This window comes from Oxynema mangrovii CENA135, assembly GCF_016632315.1.
GTDB classification, from domain to species: Bacteria; Cyanobacteriota; Cyanobacteriia; order Cyanobacteriales; family Laspinemataceae; genus Oxynema; species Oxynema aestuarii.
In genome coordinates, this window is record NZ_JAEOXH010000001.1 from 1,617,406 (window position 1) to 1,634,080 (window position 16,675).

Sequence of the window (16,675 nt, forward strand, 5' to 3'; positions counted from 1 at the left end):
TTTTTTTGCGTTAATCGTTCAAGAAATTAAACCGATCGCCCCCTTTCATTCCACCATTTGCAACCAACCTCGACGCACGTTGTAAAGAATACGATCCACAATCGCTTTCTCGTCTTCGCTGAGACATTCTTTTAATAAAGCAGCCCTGAGTTGCTGGCGGTCCGTAGGCGTTACCACGTTAGAAAACATGATCTGACCGTACAGTTCTTCTAAGGGGACTTGAGGCATATAAGATGAAAGTTGCATTTTCGTTATCAAGAGATTGTTTTCTACTGCGATCCTATCCTATTCATTCTGATTTATAGCCAACATTATTGGTGTGATTTCTACTCAAAAAAAGGGGCGATCGTTCTGTAGAATTGACGCGATCGCCGTCACAACTTCAACCGATCTCGATCCTTGACATTTGCCGAACCGCGAGGAGGCGATCGCGGGGACGCCTAGGGCGCGGTTGCGGGGGAGAGGATCAACGTTCCCCGATCCGGGAAGCCGAGAGCATTGGGGGGATCGAAGCGCCAGTGTTGCTTGTAGTGGAGCAGAAAATTTTGACCGAGGATCCCGTCGATGCCGAGGAAATCGAGAACCCCTTTTTGCAGAATCACCGCATCGATTCCATCGCGCTGGCGATCGGCGAGACGGACCCGCTCCAAGGTCGTCAGGGCTGCAGTTTCCGGACCGCAAAACCCTACAACCTCCTGAGTCGGTAAATCGGTCGTGTCCAGAGACAGGCGATCGGCTAAATCTTGAGAAATTGCCGTAACTTCCGCCCCCGTATCGAGCAGAAACGTAAACGGACCGCGATCGCCGAGATAGACTTGGGCCGTCATCACCCCCATTTTTCCTTCGAGGGGGATCGCATCGCTAGGGGCCGGGGATCGCGGCAACAGTTGCAGTTCCAAGCGCCCCGGATCGACGATCGCATCAAACCCACTCAAAAAATCCAAACCGAGAACCCCAGAGAGCTGTTGGGGAATCGTCGTTTGGGGCAATCCCATCCCGGTCATGCCCTCCACCGTGGCCCGGTCGATACTGACGTGAGGAAATTGCATCAGCGTCGCATCGATCTCAGAACAGTCTTCGCCGACGACCATGTAGGCGAATAAGTCGTTGGGAATCGGGGTACCTGCGAGCCCCAATTGTGTCGCCATCGACTGAGCGAGTAAGGAATTAGAGGCGCCCGTATCCAGGAGAAAGGGATAAGTCCGATCGCCCAAGGTCACGGGAACGGTCCACAAAAACCGATCTTCTATAGGATTTAACGGCACCTTCGCTTGACCGCGAACCACTCGTGCGGGCAAGGTACCCCCAGTGAACTCCAACAGTGCTAACATTCGTTCGTTGGCATCCGATCGCAAGGTGCCGTCGGGGCCGAGGATGACGACCTCAAAAACGCACTGCATCGAGAGGGTTTCCAAATCCTGGCGATCGGCTTGGGGGAGTGTTTCCAGACTCGTAGAGACACATTCCGCCAATTCGCCGAGAATCTCTAGACCGGAATCGGAAGAATTAGGGGGTGAACTCGGCGGAGTTTGGGCAAAAATGGGGAGAGAAAACACGGCGATCGCCAACAATTCGGAGGCGATCGCCAAGGGAGTAGCCATCGAGGGAATGAGTTTCATATCGATTGGGGGAATAACAGAAACAGATAGGTCAGTTGGCGCCTTGCGATCGCGAGAACGAAACCCGTGAGAATCACAGGAGCGGCGATCGCCCAAGTTCGCACGATCTGATGTCATCGGCGATCGATTCAATTTAATCAACCCTTCAATGATGAAAGCTTATCCGACGGCGGGGGTTCGCGCTGACGGATAATTAATGAGAACATATCAAACTAACTCGTCATCGACTTGGGAAATTCACCTTTAAACCTGCCCACCCATAGCAATGAAACCACCGATGTTTTTTAATGCGATAGAAATTGTCATTGATGATTTCGTCCGCGAACTGAAAGAAGGTTATTCGCGCACTTACGGGGGATTAAAACCCGACTATGCCGATATTATTGGCTGGGCGGGAAATATGGCGTTAGAAAATTTAGCCAATTGCGATGCCTTATATCACAATCTCGAACATACGATTTTAGTCACCTTAGTCGGCCAAGAAATATTACGGGGCAAGCACATTCGCGAGGGGGGCGTTTCCTGCGAAGATTGGCTGCATTTTATTATTTCTCTGGTCTGTCACGATATTGGCTACGTCAAAGGGGTCTGTCGGGGCGATCGCGACGGGCGCCACGCCACCGGACGCAACGGGGAAACCGTCGTCTTACCCGAGGGATCCACGGCGGCGAGTTTGACGCCGTATCGGGTCGATCGCGCCAAACTGTTCATTCAAGAGCGCTTTGGCTATCACAAGCTCATCGATGCCAAACAAATCGAAAATAATATCGAGCTGACCCGCTTTCCCATTTCGGCGCGGGACAATCCCCCGGATACGTCGAGTTACGCCGCCTTGGTTCGCGCTGCGGTGCCGATCGGCCAGTTGAGCGACCCGCGCTACCTGAAAAAAATTAGTGCCTTATTCTATGAATTTGAAGAAATCGGCATGAACCAGCAACTGGGATATCGCACTCCCGGCGATTTACGCGCGAACTATACCCAAGCGTATTGGGAACGGGTTTATCCGTTAATTACTGACGCGATGAGTTATTTGTCCTTAACCCAACAAGGACAGCAAATTCTGGCGAACGTCTATGCCAACGTGTTTGTGGTCGAGCACCACATCGCCGAGAAAAGCTGAACGAACCCGCGATCGCGCGGCGATCGAAAGATGGGGTACAATTAGGGATCTGTGTCCGAAGTGCACTTGTTCACGAGTAAGAGTTAATTACTGTCATGGCGGTTCCAAAGAAGAAAACCTCGAAATCGAAGCGCAATCACCGTAAAGCGACCTGGAAGCGCAAAGCCGCACGCCAAGCGGAAAAAGCCCTGTCTTTAGGGAAGTCGGTGTTGACGGGACGCTCGAAAGGCTTCTCGTACCCGACCGACGATGAAGAAGAAGACGAAGATTAAGCGATCGCGGGCAGTTGGGGTAAGGGGGAACCGACGCCCCTTTATCCCCCAAAAGCCCTCAAAGCGAGTCGATCCGCGCCGACGGCAAGATCAGCATGGCGTCGCCAAAGGAATAAAAGCGATAGCGTGCGGCGATCGCCTCGCGATATAACTCCAACAAGCGAACCCTGCCAATTAAGGCACTGACCAACATCAGCAAGCTGGAACGGGGCAGGTGAAAATTGGTAATCAACCCGTCTACGACGCGCCACTGGTAGCCGGGATAGATAAATAAATCCGTTTGACCGCGCAAGGGCTGCAATTCGCCGGAGACTGCCGCGCCTTCGAGCGATCGCACCACCGTCGTCCCCACTGCAATCACCCGACCGCCTGCCGCTTTCGTGCGTCGGATCGCCTCCACCGTACTCGCCGGAACCTCCAGGGATTCGGCGTGCATTTGGTGGGCGGTGACATCCTCGACTTCTACGGGACGGAAGGTACCGACGCCGACATTGAGGGTCACGAAGGCCCGTTGAATGCCTTTGGCGTCCAAGCGGGCGAACAGTTCTTCGGTAAAGTGGAGTCCGGCAGTGGGCGCCGCGACCGATCCGGGCTGTTCGGCGTAGACGGTTTGATACTGACCGTCTGACGCTTGCGATGCACTGATGTACGGGGGCAGGGGAATGCGACCGTAAGCGGGTAACAGGTCGAGCAGGTCGCGACCGTCGGGGAGGTCGAATTGGAGGAAACGGCCCCCGGTTTCGGGGTGGGTGGCGGTGACGGTCGCGCTGAGGAAGTCGGGACAGTCGATCGCCGGGGGGGTCGAATCCAGGCGGGAAAAGAGGATCTGCACGCCGAGTTTGAAGCGTTTGCCGGGTTTGACCAACGCCAACCAGGTGCGATCGTCGTCGGGTTCGAGGAGTAAGACCTCTACCGGGGCTCCGGTGGATTTGCGACCGTAGAGACGGGCGGGGATCACGCGCGTGTTGTTGAGAACGAGCAGGTCGCCGGGTTGGAGTAAGTCGGGCAAGTCCCGAAACTGTTGATGGGCGTGGTCTTTGGGGGACTCGACGACGAGCAGACGCGAATGATCTCTGGGGACGACGGGATTTTGGGCGATCCGTTCGGGGGGAAGTTCGTAGTCGTAGGCGGATAAGCTGCGATCCGAATGGGGGTTTGTCGTGGCGGAATCGGGAACTTCACCTCTTCCGTCGCCCTCAATAGGATTGAGTTCGGGAGTGAAAGGGCGATCGCTCGTGGGCGATTGGTGATGCCGAGATTCCATTCGTGCCATCCTCTATCAGAATTGCTCCCACCTAAAAGGGTTTTACAAAGGACACGATCATATCATTGGGGCGATCGCCCAACCAAGCCACAAGGGGCGATCGCAAATTGGGTAACCTTCCCCAGTAACGATCGGAGGTTTACCCATGTCTCGATCCCGAGGAACGAGGAACAATAGAGATAGGATTGCAATTTCTCATTATTGACGAATGCGATCCCGAACGGGTTATCAAATCATCACCCACTGAATTGAACTCGCTCTCGAACGCGATACGGCCTTGCCGTCGCTGCGCGATCGCCTCTGGGGCTAAAGGCGACCGCCTAACGGGCAGAAAACTGTCTTACCGTAAAAATTAGTGATTCGTGACTTTAAAAGTAATCGTTAAATTTCGATCGCATCGAGGATGACCTTCGATGCTGACAGGCGATCGCCATCCTCAATCACTACGGCAATCCGTTCTCTCTATTTTTGCCGGAAGCTGACGAGTGAGTCCACTCAGGTTGACGATTCCAATCTACTCAACGGGGATCGAGGGATGAGAATCAGATCGATGTCAAAACAACAGATAGAATAATGGCTCGGGGAATTTACAAATGATGGACTATCTATATCACCTTTCCAATACCAGTTTGACGTTAAGAGTCGTCGAATATCTCAGAAAGGCGTCCCATTTACCCGTGCGTTTCATCACCGTCATTCACCAACTCGACGGCTGGGTCGTGCGGATTAAAATGAGTCGCTGCCTGACCCCTCAAGAGCATGGGGACTTTCGGGCGTTCATGTCCGAATTAGGCATTGCTTGGTTGCCGAAGATTCGCCTGCAAATGGCCTTGTGGTGCCTCGAAAGCGGACAAACCCCTATCGAAGTCATGCGCCGCTACCAAGTGGCGATCGTCTCTCACGGTCGCCCGGAGAGCCAGGAAATTGAGGAATTTCGGGAGCAATTTGTCAAAGGATTGGGTTACTGCCCGGAAACTTTAGCCTGACGGGCGATCGCCGCCCTTCTTTGCTGTTGATTCACAATTACTGCTCGAACGCCGATGGGAGATAGTCGGCGATCGCCAGTGTCGTGCCTTCTCGGACGACCAACGCCAGATCGAAACGACAGGGATAATCGGCAAAATCGGGAAACTGACCTAAAAACAAGCCTGCCGCTTTCCAGAGTTTGGCTTGCTTTTTTGGTGTCAGCGCCAGCAATCCCCCCGCATCCCAGCTTCGGCGGTTGCGCGTCTTGACTTCGACAAACGCCAGGGTCGGCGTCCGGAACGTCCCCGTAGGCGGATCGAGGGCAATCACATCGATCTCGCCCCAGCGACAGCGCCAGCGTCGGTGGAGAATTTGCCATCCTTTAGCGTGCAGGTATTCGGCGATGAGATCTTCCCCAGCCCTGCCGAGATCGGCATGACGAGGGGGGGAAAAATCCCCCGATGGTGGCGGGTGTGACATCAAATGATTCAGTCGGTTGCACTTACTGGTAAGATTACAACCTAGAGGAAAATGACCGTATTTTGCAAGCTTTATCGAGCCGTTGACTGCAGCGATCGCTCATCTATTGTGCGGCAGATCGGCGGCCTAAGCCATCGTGTTTTTTGATTTGAGGTTATATATTCAAGTATGAATTATAAGTCTCGTAGTTTCACCTTAAAGCATTGGTTGAGTTGGGTAGCGTGCCTTCTGTTGTGGGTTGTGGGGATAGGCGCGATCTCCTCAATTACTGTCGGCCATGCTTCTAGTGCCTTCGCCCTCGACTACAACAAAGAAAATCTTGTCGGCATCGATTTTTCCGGTCGCGACTTGACCAGTTCCACCTTTACAAAAGCCAATCTTCGCAACAGCAACCTCAGTCATGCGAACTTAAGTGGGGTGAGTTTATTTGCAGCGAATTTGCAAAATGCCAACCTCGAAGGAGCCGACCTGACTTTCGCCACTTTGGACACCGCGCGCTTAAATAAAGCGAACCTTACTAATGCCAATTTAGAAGGCGCTTTTGCGTTTAATGCGGTCTTTAATGGGGCGACGATTGACGGAGCCGATTTTACCGACGTTCTCCTACGCGAAGACGCGCATAAACTGTTGTGCGAATTGGCGACGGGAACCAATCCCGTTACCGGGAGAAAGACGCGCGATACGCTCTATTGCGATTAGGATGTTTAACCTTCTATCGATCGTTCCCTCGCTCCTATTGAGAATAGAGTAAGGCGATCGGTAAATCAGTCGAGAAGTGGGGGCGAAAATTCGTCCCTACTTGTTGTTTCAAATGCATTTCTAAATCGATTTGTTTAGCTGCTTTTGCTGACAACGGGACGGGCGATCGCTAAATTTGCAATAAATCGTTGAGGGAAACCTGACGCTGACTGTCGAGTTCTTGAATGCGAATTTTTTCCTGATAGATTTGTTGTTGATATTCGAGACAGCGATCGGGATACCTATTGTAATCCGTTTCCTCCCAAAGTTTGAGTAAATAGCGATATCGCTTTTCGCACATGACGCGCTCGATACAGGCGATCGCCGCCTGAATCATCAAGCGCGTATTGAGAATATCGCGTTGAGTCTTTTCATCGAGATAGAACAGATGAGAAACTCCCCCAACTTGACTTTTATGTTGCTGAATTCGATCTTGTAAATCCGAAATTAAACTATTATTCTCTCCTTCAGAAAATGGATCGGCAGAAGGAAACGATCGCCCCTCCAAGCTGCGCTCAATTTCTAAAATTTGCTGCCATAAAAAACGGTGATGAGAGAGACTGAAACCTAAATCTTTCTCTTCTAAAAAATTGATAATTTCGCGACGATGTTGGGGACAGTGTAAATAAATTCGCAATAACACTAACTCCGCTTCTTCCAATAACTGGCGATCGCCCGGAGTGGGCAACATGAACGAAGCAGATTCAGACCCTTCTACAGATTCTGACGGATCCGGTTCAGAAACCAATGGAGGGCGATCGTTCTGGCGTTCGTCTTTGCGTTTTTTCCGCCAAAGTTTGCGGACTTGGGCGCGTAAATTTTGCGCCATCATCGAAATCAGTCGCCCGTCTCCCTGACTGAACAATTCCGCACAGTAAGAAATATAGTGAGTTCGGGTATTGCCATCGGAAATTTTAGCGAGTAATTCCACCGTCCGTCCCGCGACTTTTTGGAATTGGTCGGAACGGGATAAATCGTGGGTTGAAACCAGTTGTTCGATTTGCCATTCCAACCACAACGGAGCATTATCTAACAGTTGGCGATAGGGTTCGCAAGACCCGCTACTTTTGAGAAATTCATCCGCATCTTTCCCGTCGGGAATGCTGAGAATTCTCAGTTGAACTTGTCCGCGATAAGCTAAATCCCCGATTTCGCCGATCGCCCGTTCCGCCGCCTTCATTCCCGCCGCATCCGCATCGAAATTGAACACCACTTGTTTCGAGTCGGTATAGCGCAATAACAGGCGTACTTGGTCTACACTGAGGGCAGTTCCCAAGGAAGCCACTGCATTTTCAATTCCGGCGCTGTGGAGGGCGATCGCGTCAAAGTAACCCTCGACGACGACCGCTTTATCTTCTTTAGAAATCGCCCCTTTTGCCTTATCTAAAGCAAATAGAGTTTTCCCTTTATCGAAGAGTTCAGTTTCGGGAGAATTGAGATATTTTGGTTGTTCGTCACCCAACGTTCTGCCGCCAAAACCGATAACGCGGCCTTGAATATCGTGGATGGGAATCATCAGCCGATCGCGGAAGCGATCGTAATAGCCCCCCCCAGATTTTCGCGGTAAAATTAAACCCGCTTCCTCGACTAATTTAATGCTGTAGCGTTTTTGTTCCACCAAATAACCGTACAGACTTTCCCATCCCGCCGGGGCATATCCCAAGCCGAAGCGATCGATCGTTTCGTCGCTTAATTGGCGTGGCGATCGCAGATAATTGAGGGCAGATTCTCCTTGAGATTGATGTAAAGCATGTTGATAAAAACTGGCGGCGATCGCCAAGATTTCATAAAGCTGTTCTCGTCGCGATAATTGCCGTTGTAACGCTTCTCTTTGTTCCGGTTCTAAGGTTTTAATCGGAACTTGATAGCGACGGGCTAAATCCAGAACGACATCTGCAAACGATCGCTTTCCCAACTCCATGAGAAAGGTAATGGCATTGCCTCCCGCCTGACAGCCAAAGCAGTAATACATCTGCTTGCTGGGACTGACCGTAAAACTCGGGGTTTTTTCGTCGTGAAACGGGCATAAACCCGCAAAATCTTTCCCCTGTTTCTTCAACACAACATGTTCCGATACGACATCGTAAATATCGGCGCGTTGTTTGACTTCCTCAATGGTATCGGGGTGGAGGCGGGGAACGTCCATGAAAGAGATTTAGGAGTTTAGATTTTAGACGTTTAGATTTTAGATTAATTATAGCTTAATGAGTCGTCAGGTGGTCATTGCCGAACCTACCATGAAATTTATTTATCTTTCTAAAATTTCGCGATAAACCTCGATCGTGCGGGTGGCGATCGCATCCCAACTATAATGTGTTTTGGCATAACGTTGACCGTGGGATCCTCTGATTTTACATTCAGATAAATTGCTTAACGCACTTTCTAAAGATTCGGTTAAACTGGCAATTTCTCCGTCACAAATCCAACCCGCCCCGGCTTCGATAACATCTTCCCAAATATAAACCCCTCGGGAAATACAAACCGCCGTTCCCGTCGCCATTGCTTCGGCTACGGCAATGCCAAAATTCTCGTAATAAGATGGCAAAATAAATAAATCGGCACTTTGTAATAAAGCCGTTTTAAACTCCCCACTGACAAATCCGGGAATCGTCGTAGATTCTGCCAAAGAAGACTGTTGCAATCGGGTTTTAATTTGGGTTTCGTAGGCGGGATTTTGAGGGTTACTCCCCGCTAAAACGAAGTGGAAGGATCGACCGCTATTTAATAAGTTTTCGAGGGCAGGAATGAGTAAATCTAAGCCTTTTTTCGGTTCGATTCGCGAGAGAAATAATAATAACGGGCGATCCGGTGGAATCTGCAACTGTTGGCGGACGGCTGCTTTTGAGAGTTCCGTCGGGGGTAAATGGACGCCTAACGGCACGATAATATCGGGCGTATTAACACCAAATTTATTGGAAATTTTTGCTTCTTGCTGGCTTGTAAAGTGGATTGCGCTCGCTCCAGCAAGGTTTCCGCGCTCCCATAGGGTAGTATAAACTTGTTTGAGAGTTGCTTTTTTGCGTAAATCCGCCGGATCTAACGTACCGAGGGGACGCAGGATATAGGGTAACTGGCGGCGTCGGGCGATGGTGGCGGCGCCGGAGATGACCGGGGAAAAGAGGGCGTGGAGGTGGGCGAGGTCGAAATCCCGGGCGTGGCGATCGAGCCATCCGAGCAAGTCTAACGAAAATTTGTAGCGACGAAAAGGGGAACAGTTAAAATAGCGAACTTGATATCCATCTTGCTCTACAGGTCGGTCTAAGGGGACGTCGAGAGGGGGTTGACCGACATCGCCATTTGCATTGGTAGTCAGGACGGTGACCTCAATCCCGCGACGCGCCAATGCGGCGGACAAACCCCGAACCATTTGACTCGGACCGCCGTAAACGAGGGCGATGGAGGGGATGATTTGCAAGATTTTCATAAAATTTTGGGAAACACTGGAAATACTAGGGGTCTGTTGCAGGGGATTGAGGAGAAAATTGGGCGATCGCGTTATTTTTTAATCAGTTCTCGATAAAAACTTAAAAGATGTTTGGCTAAGGCTTCATTGGTGTAGTTTTCCATGGCCCGTTTGTAACCGCGTTTGGCAATTAAGTGGGCGACTTCTGGTTTTTCAATCGGGAGGCGTAAAGAATCGCGTAAAGCTTTGATATCTTTCTCGGGAAATACTAAACCCGCTTCTTCGATCACGTGGGGAATTTCGCCGGAGTTGGAACCGATGACGGGGACTTGACACGCCATTGCTTCGATGAGAACGTGACCGAATTGTTCTTTCCAACCGACGGCGGTTAAGGTTTGGAATTTATAGCTAGTTTCTGAGGGTAAAACTAAAACATCCATGCTATTAATATAGTCGGGGACGCGATCGTGGGGGACGCTTTCGACTAAAATTAATCGATCTTCAATCTTTAAGTCTTTGGCGGTGGCTAAGAGTTTCTCTTTCATCGGCCCGCGCCCTAATAATAGCAGTTTCCAGTTTTGGGTAGGCAAACAAGCTGCCGCCGATAGGAGGGTAAATAATCCTTTTTCTTCGACAAAACGACCGACAAATCCGATCGCAAATTCATCGTCGGCAATTTGAAGTTTTCGGCGCAGTTCCGGTTGAGGTTTGGGGCAGAAAAGATCGGGATCGACGCCAAGTTGGGGCATGATTTTAATGGCGCCTCGGTAACCGCGATCGCGCAGGATATCGGCCCCGTCTTGATTGCCGACAATCAGTCCGTCGGTATGGCGGAGGTTGTACTCTTCCAGCCAAGAAATGGGCCATTTGAGGGTGTAAGGTAAATTCCACCAGGTAAAGAAGCAGTTTTTTGCCTGAAGTCCGAGGAACTGATTGAGGAAAATGAATTGGGTGTAAGCGAGGGCGCGCGATCCTTGTTCGACTTGAATGATATCGGGGCGAAAGTCGCGCAATAATTTGATGAGATCCCAGCCAAAGGTGAGTAATCCTTGGTGATTTTGGCTGAAGTTGGAAACGGGGACGACTTTAAAGGATCCTTCGTCTACAAATTCGCTAATAATGGTTTGGTTTTGAACTCCGCCGGGTCGCCATTTGCGAGGGACGACGACGGTGACTTCGAGATCGGGTTCGAGTTTGGCTAAGGCGCGCAGTTTTTCGCGGTTGAGATCGACGATATAGGTGTGGCTGGCGACTAAAATTTTCATTGCTTTTTCATTGCTTAAAAATATAAAGCTAATAAAATCAGAAAGACTATAAACAAGACTATAAACCCCTCATTTGTTCGGGAAAAATACTATTTTTGCCGTTCGATCGCCTGATAGAGTTCGTCTTTTTGACTGTAAATTTGGCCGTCATTCCAGTTCGATCGCGCCAGGGTATTTAAGGCGTTGAAAAAGCCGAGAAAGTAGAACCAACCACGCACGAGGGTTTTGGTGGGGGACGGGCTTTTGTTACAAGGGGGATGACCGAGAACGTGACAGTCGAACAGTTTGGCGAAGAAGCGGCTGCATTCGCCGGGGGTGAGGTTTTTTAAGCCCATTAAAAAGTGATTGTGATAAAAGGTGAATTGATATTGGAGCGATCGCGTGCTGATGTCGTGACAGCCTCCGGTTTCTTCACCTAAATGAACGAGGTGGGCGTCGGGGTCGTACCAAATTTTATATCCAGTTTTTCGCAAGCGCAGACAAAAGTCGGATTCTTCGCGAACGGCACTCCCTTGGAAACGTTCGTCGAAGTACAAGCCGTATTTGTCAAAAATGTCGCGGCGAAATGACATGTTGCAGCCGCGAACGGAGAGGACTTGTTGGGCTTTTGTGGTATGAACTAAATCGATATAATACCAAGCGATACCGGGATCCATCGCTTCGGGGGGCAGGTCTTCTAAGGTCAAACTGCCGCCGGAATCGGTGAGTTTCATGCGATCGAAAACTCGTCCGGCGATCGCCCCGATGTCGGGTTTTTCGAGATAGTTTTGAGCATGAGCTTGTAAGAAGCCGTCGGGGAGTTGGACGTCGTCGTCGAGGAATAAAATAATCTCACCTCGGGCGCGGCGGACGGCGTAGTTACGGGCGCCGGGAAGACTGGCCCAGTTGACACGAAACCAGCGTATTTGTTGGGAATCGGCGAGGCGTTCGAGGTAAGCTTGGGTTTCGCTTCGATGTTCGGCAGTTTGATCGACGACGAGGACTTCAAAATCGGGATAATCTTGTTTGAGAATGTCGGCGAGGCTATCGCGCAAGGCGTCTTCGCGGTTGTAGGTGGGGACGATGACGGAGAGAGAAGGCCAGGTCATAAGAGGTTGAACGGATCGCAGGTGAAGGGAATGGGTATGACTCCAGAGTACCCCGGGAGGACGGGCGATCGCACGGGCGATCGCTGGCAAGGGGAAGGACGAGCGCGCTTTCGGGTGGGTCAGGCGTTTTACCGTCGCGAAACGGAGACGGCGCGGGATTTGGGGGTGTTGGCGGCGGCGATTTACCGCCGGGAACGGGGACAGTTGCGGGTTCTCGACGCGATGGCGGGGTGCGGGGTGCGATCGCTGCGCTACTATCTCGAAAGTGGGGCGGATTGGCTGTGGGTGAATGAGGGAAATCCGGAACTGCACGAGGTTTTGCGCGACAATTTAGAAGTGGCGATCCCGGGCGATCGCTACGAACTCGTCCACGAAGAGGCGAATCGCTTATTTTTCCAATGTTACGCCGATCGCGACTACTACGATTTACTCGATATTGACGCTTTCGGATCCGGGGCGCCCTTTATCAATACCAGTTTGTGGGCGGCGCGCTTGGGGGGCTTGATTTATCTCACCAGTACCGACGGGCGCACGATTTCGGGACGGGAACGGGAAAAAAGTTTGCGGGTTTACGGGGCTTACGCGCGCCATCATCCGGCGGTTCACGAACAGGGATTGCGCTTGTTGTTGGGCAGTTTGCAGCAACAGGCGGCGGCGAAGCAGTTCGGAATCGAGCCGATTTTTTCCTTATTTGGAGTGCAAACTTATCGGGTGATGGTGCGCTTGGTTCCCGGGGAACGCCTGACAGAGGACAATTACGCTTGGTTGGGCTACTGTCACGAATGCGGGGAATTTCGGCGGGTGTCGTGGCGGACTCTGGCGGGGTCGAATTGTGGGGCGGACGGGTCGCGGTTGATTTTGAGTGGTCCGATGTGGTTGGGGGCGCTGCACGATCGCGCCGAATTGGAGAAAATGGCAATTTTGGCGGCGGATTGGGGCTGGACATCCCGAGTGGACTTGCTCTCGGTGATGGCCCAGGAGGCGGATTTACCGCCGTATTTTTACAAATTATCCGAGATCGGACGGCGGGGGGGAGTGACCGAATTGCCGAAACGCGATCGGGCGATCGCCTGTTTGCAAGAACGGGGCTATCGTGCAGTGAAAACCCATATCGACCCGGAAGGGATCAAAACGGACGCGCCGTTGTCAGTTTGTATCGCGATCGCCCGTGCTTGTTCTCCCGCATAAATCCGCCGTCGAACCCGTGCGCGATCGGCTTTTTTCTGACTGTGGAAAACAAAATTTCACGGATGAAAATTGCTCAAATCTGCTACGCTAGGTAAAATCTAGCTTAAGTTTTTTCAAGACCGCAATAAAGTTTAGACGTCTTTTTAACAAGACAGGTTTCAATTCTCCTCATTTTCTCGATTGGGGTAAAGCGATCGCGCTTCGGACCCGTGCCGATTGACAGACGGTTCGATCCCGCCTACTAAGAATCGTTAGGGCACGTCCGGGCGATCGATGTTCGACCTTTACTCGAATCGGAAAAAGAGCTAATCAATCACCGACCTGTCTGCATTACCGAGACAATTTTTATCGATCGACTACCCTGCCGTGAGTACCCAAATCCCAACTCAACAACCGCCACAAACGAACAACATCGAGCAAACCGAACCGATCGCCTCCCTCGATCGCCAAATGCTCGTCATTCTCGATTTCGGTTCCCAATATTCGGAACTGATCGCCCGTCGCATTCGCGAAACCCAGGTCTATTCCGAGGTTTTATCTTATCGCACCAGCGCCGAAAAATTACGCCAACTCAATCCCAAAGGGATTATCCTGTCGGGCGGACCGAATTCGGTTTACGACGAAGGCGCGCCCCACTGCGATCCCGAGATTTGGAAACTCGGGATTCCGGTGCTCGGAGTCTGCTACGGGATGCAACTGATGGTCCAGCAACTCGGCGGAACCGTCGAACGGGCCAAACGGGCCGAATATGGTAAAGCCGCGATCGCGATCGACGATCCGACGGACTTGTTAACCAATGTCGAAGACGGATCCACCATGTGGATGAGTCACGGCGATTCGGCGATCGCCCTCCCGGAAGGCTTTGAAGTGTTGGCCCATACGGAGAACACCCCTTGTGCGGCAATCGCCAATCACGAGAAAAAGCTCTACGGCGTCCAATTCCATCCCGAAGTCGTCCATTCTCAATGCGGTTTGGCCTTAATTCGCAACTTCGTCTATCACATTTGCGAGTGCGAACCGACCTGGACCACGGAAGCTTTTGTCGAAGAAGCGGTACGCGAAATCCGCGCCAAAGTCGGCGACAAACGGGTGTTGCTGGCCCTGTCCGGCGGCGTCGATTCCTCCACCCTCGCCTTTTTACTGCATCGGGCGATCGGCGACCAACTGACCTGCATGTTCATCGACCAAGGGTTCATGCGCAAGTACGAACCGGAATATCTGGTCAAGTTATTTCAAGAACAATTCCACATCTCGGTTGAATACGTCAACGCCCGCGATCGCTTCCTGTCCCAACTCGAAGGCGTCACCGACCCGGAAGAAAAACGCAAGCGCATCGGTCACGAATTTATCCAAGTCTTCGAGGAAGAATCCAAACGCCTCGGCCCGTTCGATTATTTGGCTCAAGGTACCCTATACCCCGACGTGATCGAATCGGCGGATACCAATATCGACCCGAAAACCGGGGAACGAGTTGCCGTTAAAATTAAAAGTCATCACAACGTCGGCGGATTGCCGAAAGACCTGCGCTTCAAACTCGTCGAACCCCTACGCAAGTTATTTAAAGACGAAGTTCGCAAAGTCGGGCGATCGATCGGCTTACCCGAAGAAATCGTGCGGCGCCACCCCTTCCCGGGGCCGGGTCTGGCGATTCGGATCCTCGGCGAAGTCACCGCCGAACGTCTCAATATCTTACGAGACGCCGATTTTATCGTGCGCGACGAAATCAAGCGTCACGGGTTCTACCACGATTTATGGCAAGCGTTCGCCGTGTTGTTACCCATTCGCAGCGTCGGCGTTATGGGAGACAAGCGCACCTACGCCTATCCGATCGTCCTGCGTTGCGTGTCCAGTGAAGACGGGATGACGGCGGACTGGTCGCGGATTCCTTACGACCTGCTAGAAGTCATTTCCAACCGGATCGTCAACGAGGTCAAAGGGGTCAACCGCGTGGTGTACGACATCACCTCGAAGCCGCCGGGAACCATCGAGTGGGAGTAAACCCACGCGATCCCTAAGTTATCTCCTCGAAAAAACGGGTTTCCCCGGGGGTCAAACCCATGTTGAGCATGAGGTTCGATCTCGGGGAATTGTTTCGCAATATTATAGAGAAAGGCGTTCGCGCAGTGGCTCCCTTGGAGCATCGCGATCGCCCGGTTTCCAACCCGTAGAAATCCCAAATTATTGTCTTAAACCCCTATTAATATTTGTGGAAAACTCCTCAGAAATCTGTGGAAAACTCGTTTTTCTGTGGAAAACTCTCTCATTTCTTCGATCGCAAATTGGCACCGCGATCGCCATTACGAGGGCGGTTGCGACCCGTAACTGATGCGATCGGATTGATAACCTTGCGGTTCGATGTGAATTAAAATTCTGGCCGGACCGAACCGTTGTTCGAGTTGAGCTTCTATGTTTTCGGTAATTTCGTGTGCGGTTTCGACATCTTTCGCCTCGACGATCGCGTGCATTTCAATAAAGACTTGCCGTCCGACCATTCCCCGAGAGGCGATCTCGTGACAGTTGAGAACCCCTGGAACTTGCATGGCGATCGCGTGAATCGCTTCCGGGGCGATCGCCACTTCATCGACCAACCACGGTAAATTATCCGTCAGCACCTCCCACCCACTGCGAAACACCAACAACGCCACCGGAAACGCCAACACCACATCCAACCACTGCAATTGAGGCAGATTCAGTTGTCCCGACTGCCAGACCCCAATTAAGCCCAAAATCACCAACATCGTCACCCAAATATCGCTCATCGTATGTTTCGAGTCGGCGACTAAAATGCTGCTGCCAATGCGAACTCCCACCCGACGTTCGTAAAAAGCCACAAAAATATTAATCCCCAAAACAATTAATAAAATCCACAATTGGGACGGGGAAATTGTGACTTCTTTGCCCCCCGTAACGATTCGCTCGATCGCCCCACTGACAATTTCAAAACAGGCCATTCCCAAAAACGCCGCAATTCCCAACGCCCCGATCGCGTCGAACTTTTGATGACCGTAAGGATGCTCGCGATCGGGTTGTGGCGACGCAAAATGACTCGCAATCAAACCGAGAACGTTGTTAGCGCTATCCGTGACGCTGTGCAGCGCATCGGCTAGCAAGCTTAACGATCCGGTTAAAATACCGACTACTGCCTTGATTGCCAACACGACTAAATTCAGCAGCAAGGTAATAACTAGCACTCGGCGCACTTCAGCACGGTTATCAACAGTCACGATCGATTCCTCAACTCTCCGAGCCAGATTTTAACGTATTTTTTGCAA

Annotated in this window: 15 protein-coding genes; 6 read left to right on the top strand and 9 right to left on the bottom strand. The window is 51.5% G+C overall.

Features of this window, described 5'->3' with window-relative positions; all coding sequences use genetic code 11:
* Positions 1–45: 45 nt before the first annotated feature.
* Together JJD41_RS06465 and JJD41_RS06470 are read right to left on the bottom strand one after the other, a co-directional pair.
* Positions 46–246 carry a hypothetical protein gene (locus JJD41_RS06465; RefSeq protein ID WP_200665207.1) on the bottom strand — a complete coding sequence of 67 codons (201 nt, stop codon included), beginning with the start codon at positions 244–246 and terminating at the stop codon, positions 46–48.
* Between the two features lie 194 nt (positions 247–440).
* Positions 441–1,736: a retropepsin-like aspartic protease gene (locus JJD41_RS06470; RefSeq protein WP_234488529.1), complete on the bottom strand. Its 1,296-nt coding sequence runs from the start codon at positions 1,734–1,736 to the stop codon at positions 441–443.
* 160 nt (positions 1,737–1,896) lie between these two features.
* On the opposite strand from JJD41_RS06470, the gene JJD41_RS06475 reads away from it, so the two are divergent.
* Both JJD41_RS06475 and rpmF read left to right on the top strand, forming a co-directional pair.
* Positions 1,897–2,739, top strand: coding sequence for an Npun_R2479 family HD domain-containing metalloprotein (locus JJD41_RS06475; protein WP_200665209.1), 843 nt, complete (start codon positions 1,897–1,899; stop codon positions 2,737–2,739).
* 95 nt (positions 2,740–2,834) lie between these two features.
* On the top strand, positions 2,835–3,011 hold the full coding sequence (gene rpmF, locus JJD41_RS06480) for a 50S ribosomal protein L32 (protein ID WP_168569290.1): 177 nt from the start codon (positions 2,835–2,837) through the stop codon (positions 3,009–3,011).
* 58 nt (positions 3,012–3,069) lie between these two features.
* Here the strand turns inward: rpmF and queA are convergent, their stop codons facing one another.
* On the bottom strand, positions 3,070–4,275 hold the full coding sequence (gene queA, locus JJD41_RS06485; protein ID WP_200665210.1) for a tRNA preQ1(34) S-adenosylmethionine ribosyltransferase-isomerase QueA: 1,206 nt from the start codon (positions 4,273–4,275) through the stop codon (positions 3,070–3,072).
* A gap of 596 nt (positions 4,276–4,871) precedes the next feature.
* On the opposite strand from queA, the gene JJD41_RS06490 reads away from it, so the two are divergent.
* Positions 4,872–5,261 (top strand): hypothetical protein, encoded by a 390-nt coding sequence (locus JJD41_RS06490; RefSeq protein WP_200667109.1) that lies wholly within the window; start codon positions 4,872–4,874, stop codon positions 5,259–5,261.
* 37 nt (positions 5,262–5,298) lie between these two features.
* Here JJD41_RS06490 and JJD41_RS06495 read toward each other — a convergent pair whose 3' ends face one another.
* On the bottom strand, positions 5,299–5,721 hold the full coding sequence (locus tag JJD41_RS06495; protein WP_200665211.1) for a YraN family protein: 423 nt from the start codon (positions 5,719–5,721) through the stop codon (positions 5,299–5,301).
* 168 nt (positions 5,722–5,889) lie between these two features.
* Here JJD41_RS06495 and JJD41_RS06500 point away from each other — a divergent pair, with 168 nt between their 5' ends.
* Positions 5,890–6,420, top strand: a complete 531-nt coding sequence (locus tag JJD41_RS06500) for a pentapeptide repeat-containing protein (protein ID WP_200665212.1) — start codon at positions 5,890–5,892, stop codon at positions 6,418–6,420.
* Between the two features lie 169 nt (positions 6,421–6,589).
* On the opposite strand, the gene dnaG is transcribed toward JJD41_RS06500, so the two are convergent.
* The 4 genes from dnaG to hpsN all read right to left on the bottom strand — a co-directional run bounded on the left by dnaG (position 6,590) and on the right by hpsN (position 12,215).
* Positions 6,590–8,605: a DNA primase gene (gene dnaG, locus JJD41_RS06505; protein WP_200665213.1), complete on the bottom strand. Its 2,016-nt coding sequence runs from the start codon at positions 8,603–8,605 to the stop codon at positions 6,590–6,592.
* Positions 8,606–8,707: 102 nt separating this feature from the next.
* Positions 8,708–9,883: a hormogonium polysaccharide biosynthesis glycosyltransferase HpsP gene (gene hpsP, locus JJD41_RS06510; RefSeq protein ID WP_200665214.1), complete on the bottom strand. Its 1,176-nt coding sequence runs from the start codon at positions 9,881–9,883 to the stop codon at positions 8,708–8,710.
* Positions 9,884–9,954: 71 nt separating this feature from the next.
* A complete protein-coding gene (hpsO, locus tag JJD41_RS06515) occupies positions 9,955–11,127 on the bottom strand; it encodes a hormogonium polysaccharide biosynthesis glycosyltransferase HpsO (RefSeq protein ID WP_200665215.1) in 1,173 nt (390 codons plus the stop codon).
* An 89-nt stretch (positions 11,128–11,216) separates the two neighbouring features.
* Positions 11,217–12,215, bottom strand: a complete 999-nt coding sequence (hpsN, locus tag JJD41_RS06520) for a hormogonium polysaccharide biosynthesis glycosyltransferase HpsN (RefSeq protein ID WP_200665216.1) — start codon at positions 12,213–12,215, stop codon at positions 11,217–11,219.
* A gap of 36 nt (positions 12,216–12,251) precedes the next feature.
* Between hpsN and JJD41_RS06525 the strand changes: the two genes are divergently transcribed.
* Together JJD41_RS06525 and guaA are read left to right on the top strand one after the other, a co-directional pair.
* Positions 12,252–13,403 carry a class I SAM-dependent methyltransferase gene (locus JJD41_RS06525; RefSeq protein WP_200665217.1) on the top strand — a complete coding sequence of 384 codons (1,152 nt, stop codon included), beginning with the start codon at positions 12,252–12,254 and terminating at the stop codon, positions 13,401–13,403.
* A gap of 366 nt (positions 13,404–13,769) precedes the next feature.
* Complete coding sequence (gene guaA, locus JJD41_RS06530; protein WP_370583742.1) at positions 13,770–15,401, top strand: glutamine-hydrolyzing GMP synthase; 1,632 nt, start codon at positions 13,770–13,772, stop codon at positions 15,399–15,401.
* A 299-nt stretch (positions 15,402–15,700) separates the two neighbouring features.
* Here the strand turns inward: guaA and cdf31 are convergent, their stop codons facing one another.
* Positions 15,701–16,627 (bottom strand): CDF family zinc efflux transporter Cdf31, encoded by a 927-nt coding sequence (gene cdf31 / locus JJD41_RS06535; RefSeq protein WP_200665218.1) that lies wholly within the window; start codon positions 16,625–16,627, stop codon positions 15,701–15,703.
* Between the last annotated feature and the right edge of the window lie 48 nt (positions 16,628–16,675).

Excerpts from the sequence above, each read along its gene's own strand:
- hpsN (WP_200665216.1), bottom strand. The coding sequence starts at position 12,215 with ATGACCTGGCCTTCTCTCTCCGTCATCGTCCCCACCTACAACCGCGAA.
- queA (WP_200665210.1), bottom strand. The coding sequence starts at position 4,275 with ATGGAATCTCGGCATCACCAATCGCCCACGAGCGATCGCCCTTTCACT.
- JJD41_RS06490 (WP_200667109.1), top strand. The coding sequence starts at position 4,872 with ATGGACTATCTATATCACCTTTCCAATACCAGTTTGACGTTAAGAGTC.
- JJD41_RS06500 (WP_200665212.1), top strand. The coding sequence starts at position 5,890 with ATGAATTATAAGTCTCGTAGTTTCACCTTAAAGCATTGGTTGAGTTGG.
- JJD41_RS06470 (WP_234488529.1), bottom strand. The coding sequence starts at position 1,736 with ATGACATCAGATCGTGCGAACTTGGGCGATCGCCGCTCCTGTGATTCT.
- JJD41_RS06495 (WP_200665211.1), bottom strand. The coding sequence starts at position 5,721 with ATGTCACACCCGCCACCATCGGGGGATTTTTCCCCCCCTCGTCATGCC.
- hpsP (WP_200665214.1), bottom strand. The coding sequence starts at position 9,883 with ATGAAAATCTTGCAAATCATCCCCTCCATCGCCCTCGTTTACGGCGGT.
- JJD41_RS06465 (WP_200665207.1), bottom strand. The coding sequence starts at position 246 with ATGCAACTTTCATCTTATATGCCTCAAGTCCCCTTAGAAGAACTGTAC.
- JJD41_RS06525 (WP_200665217.1), top strand. The coding sequence starts at position 12,252 with ATGACTCCAGAGTACCCCGGGAGGACGGGCGATCGCACGGGCGATCGC.
- JJD41_RS06475 (WP_200665209.1), top strand. The coding sequence starts at position 1,897 with ATGTTTTTTAATGCGATAGAAATTGTCATTGATGATTTCGTCCGCGAA.
- hpsO (WP_200665215.1), bottom strand. The coding sequence starts at position 11,127 with ATGAAAATTTTAGTCGCCAGCCACACCTATATCGTCGATCTCAACCGC.
- rpmF (WP_168569290.1), top strand. The coding sequence starts at position 2,835 with ATGGCGGTTCCAAAGAAGAAAACCTCGAAATCGAAGCGCAATCACCGT.
- dnaG (WP_200665213.1), bottom strand. The coding sequence starts at position 8,605 with ATGGACGTTCCCCGCCTCCACCCCGATACCATTGAGGAAGTCAAACAA.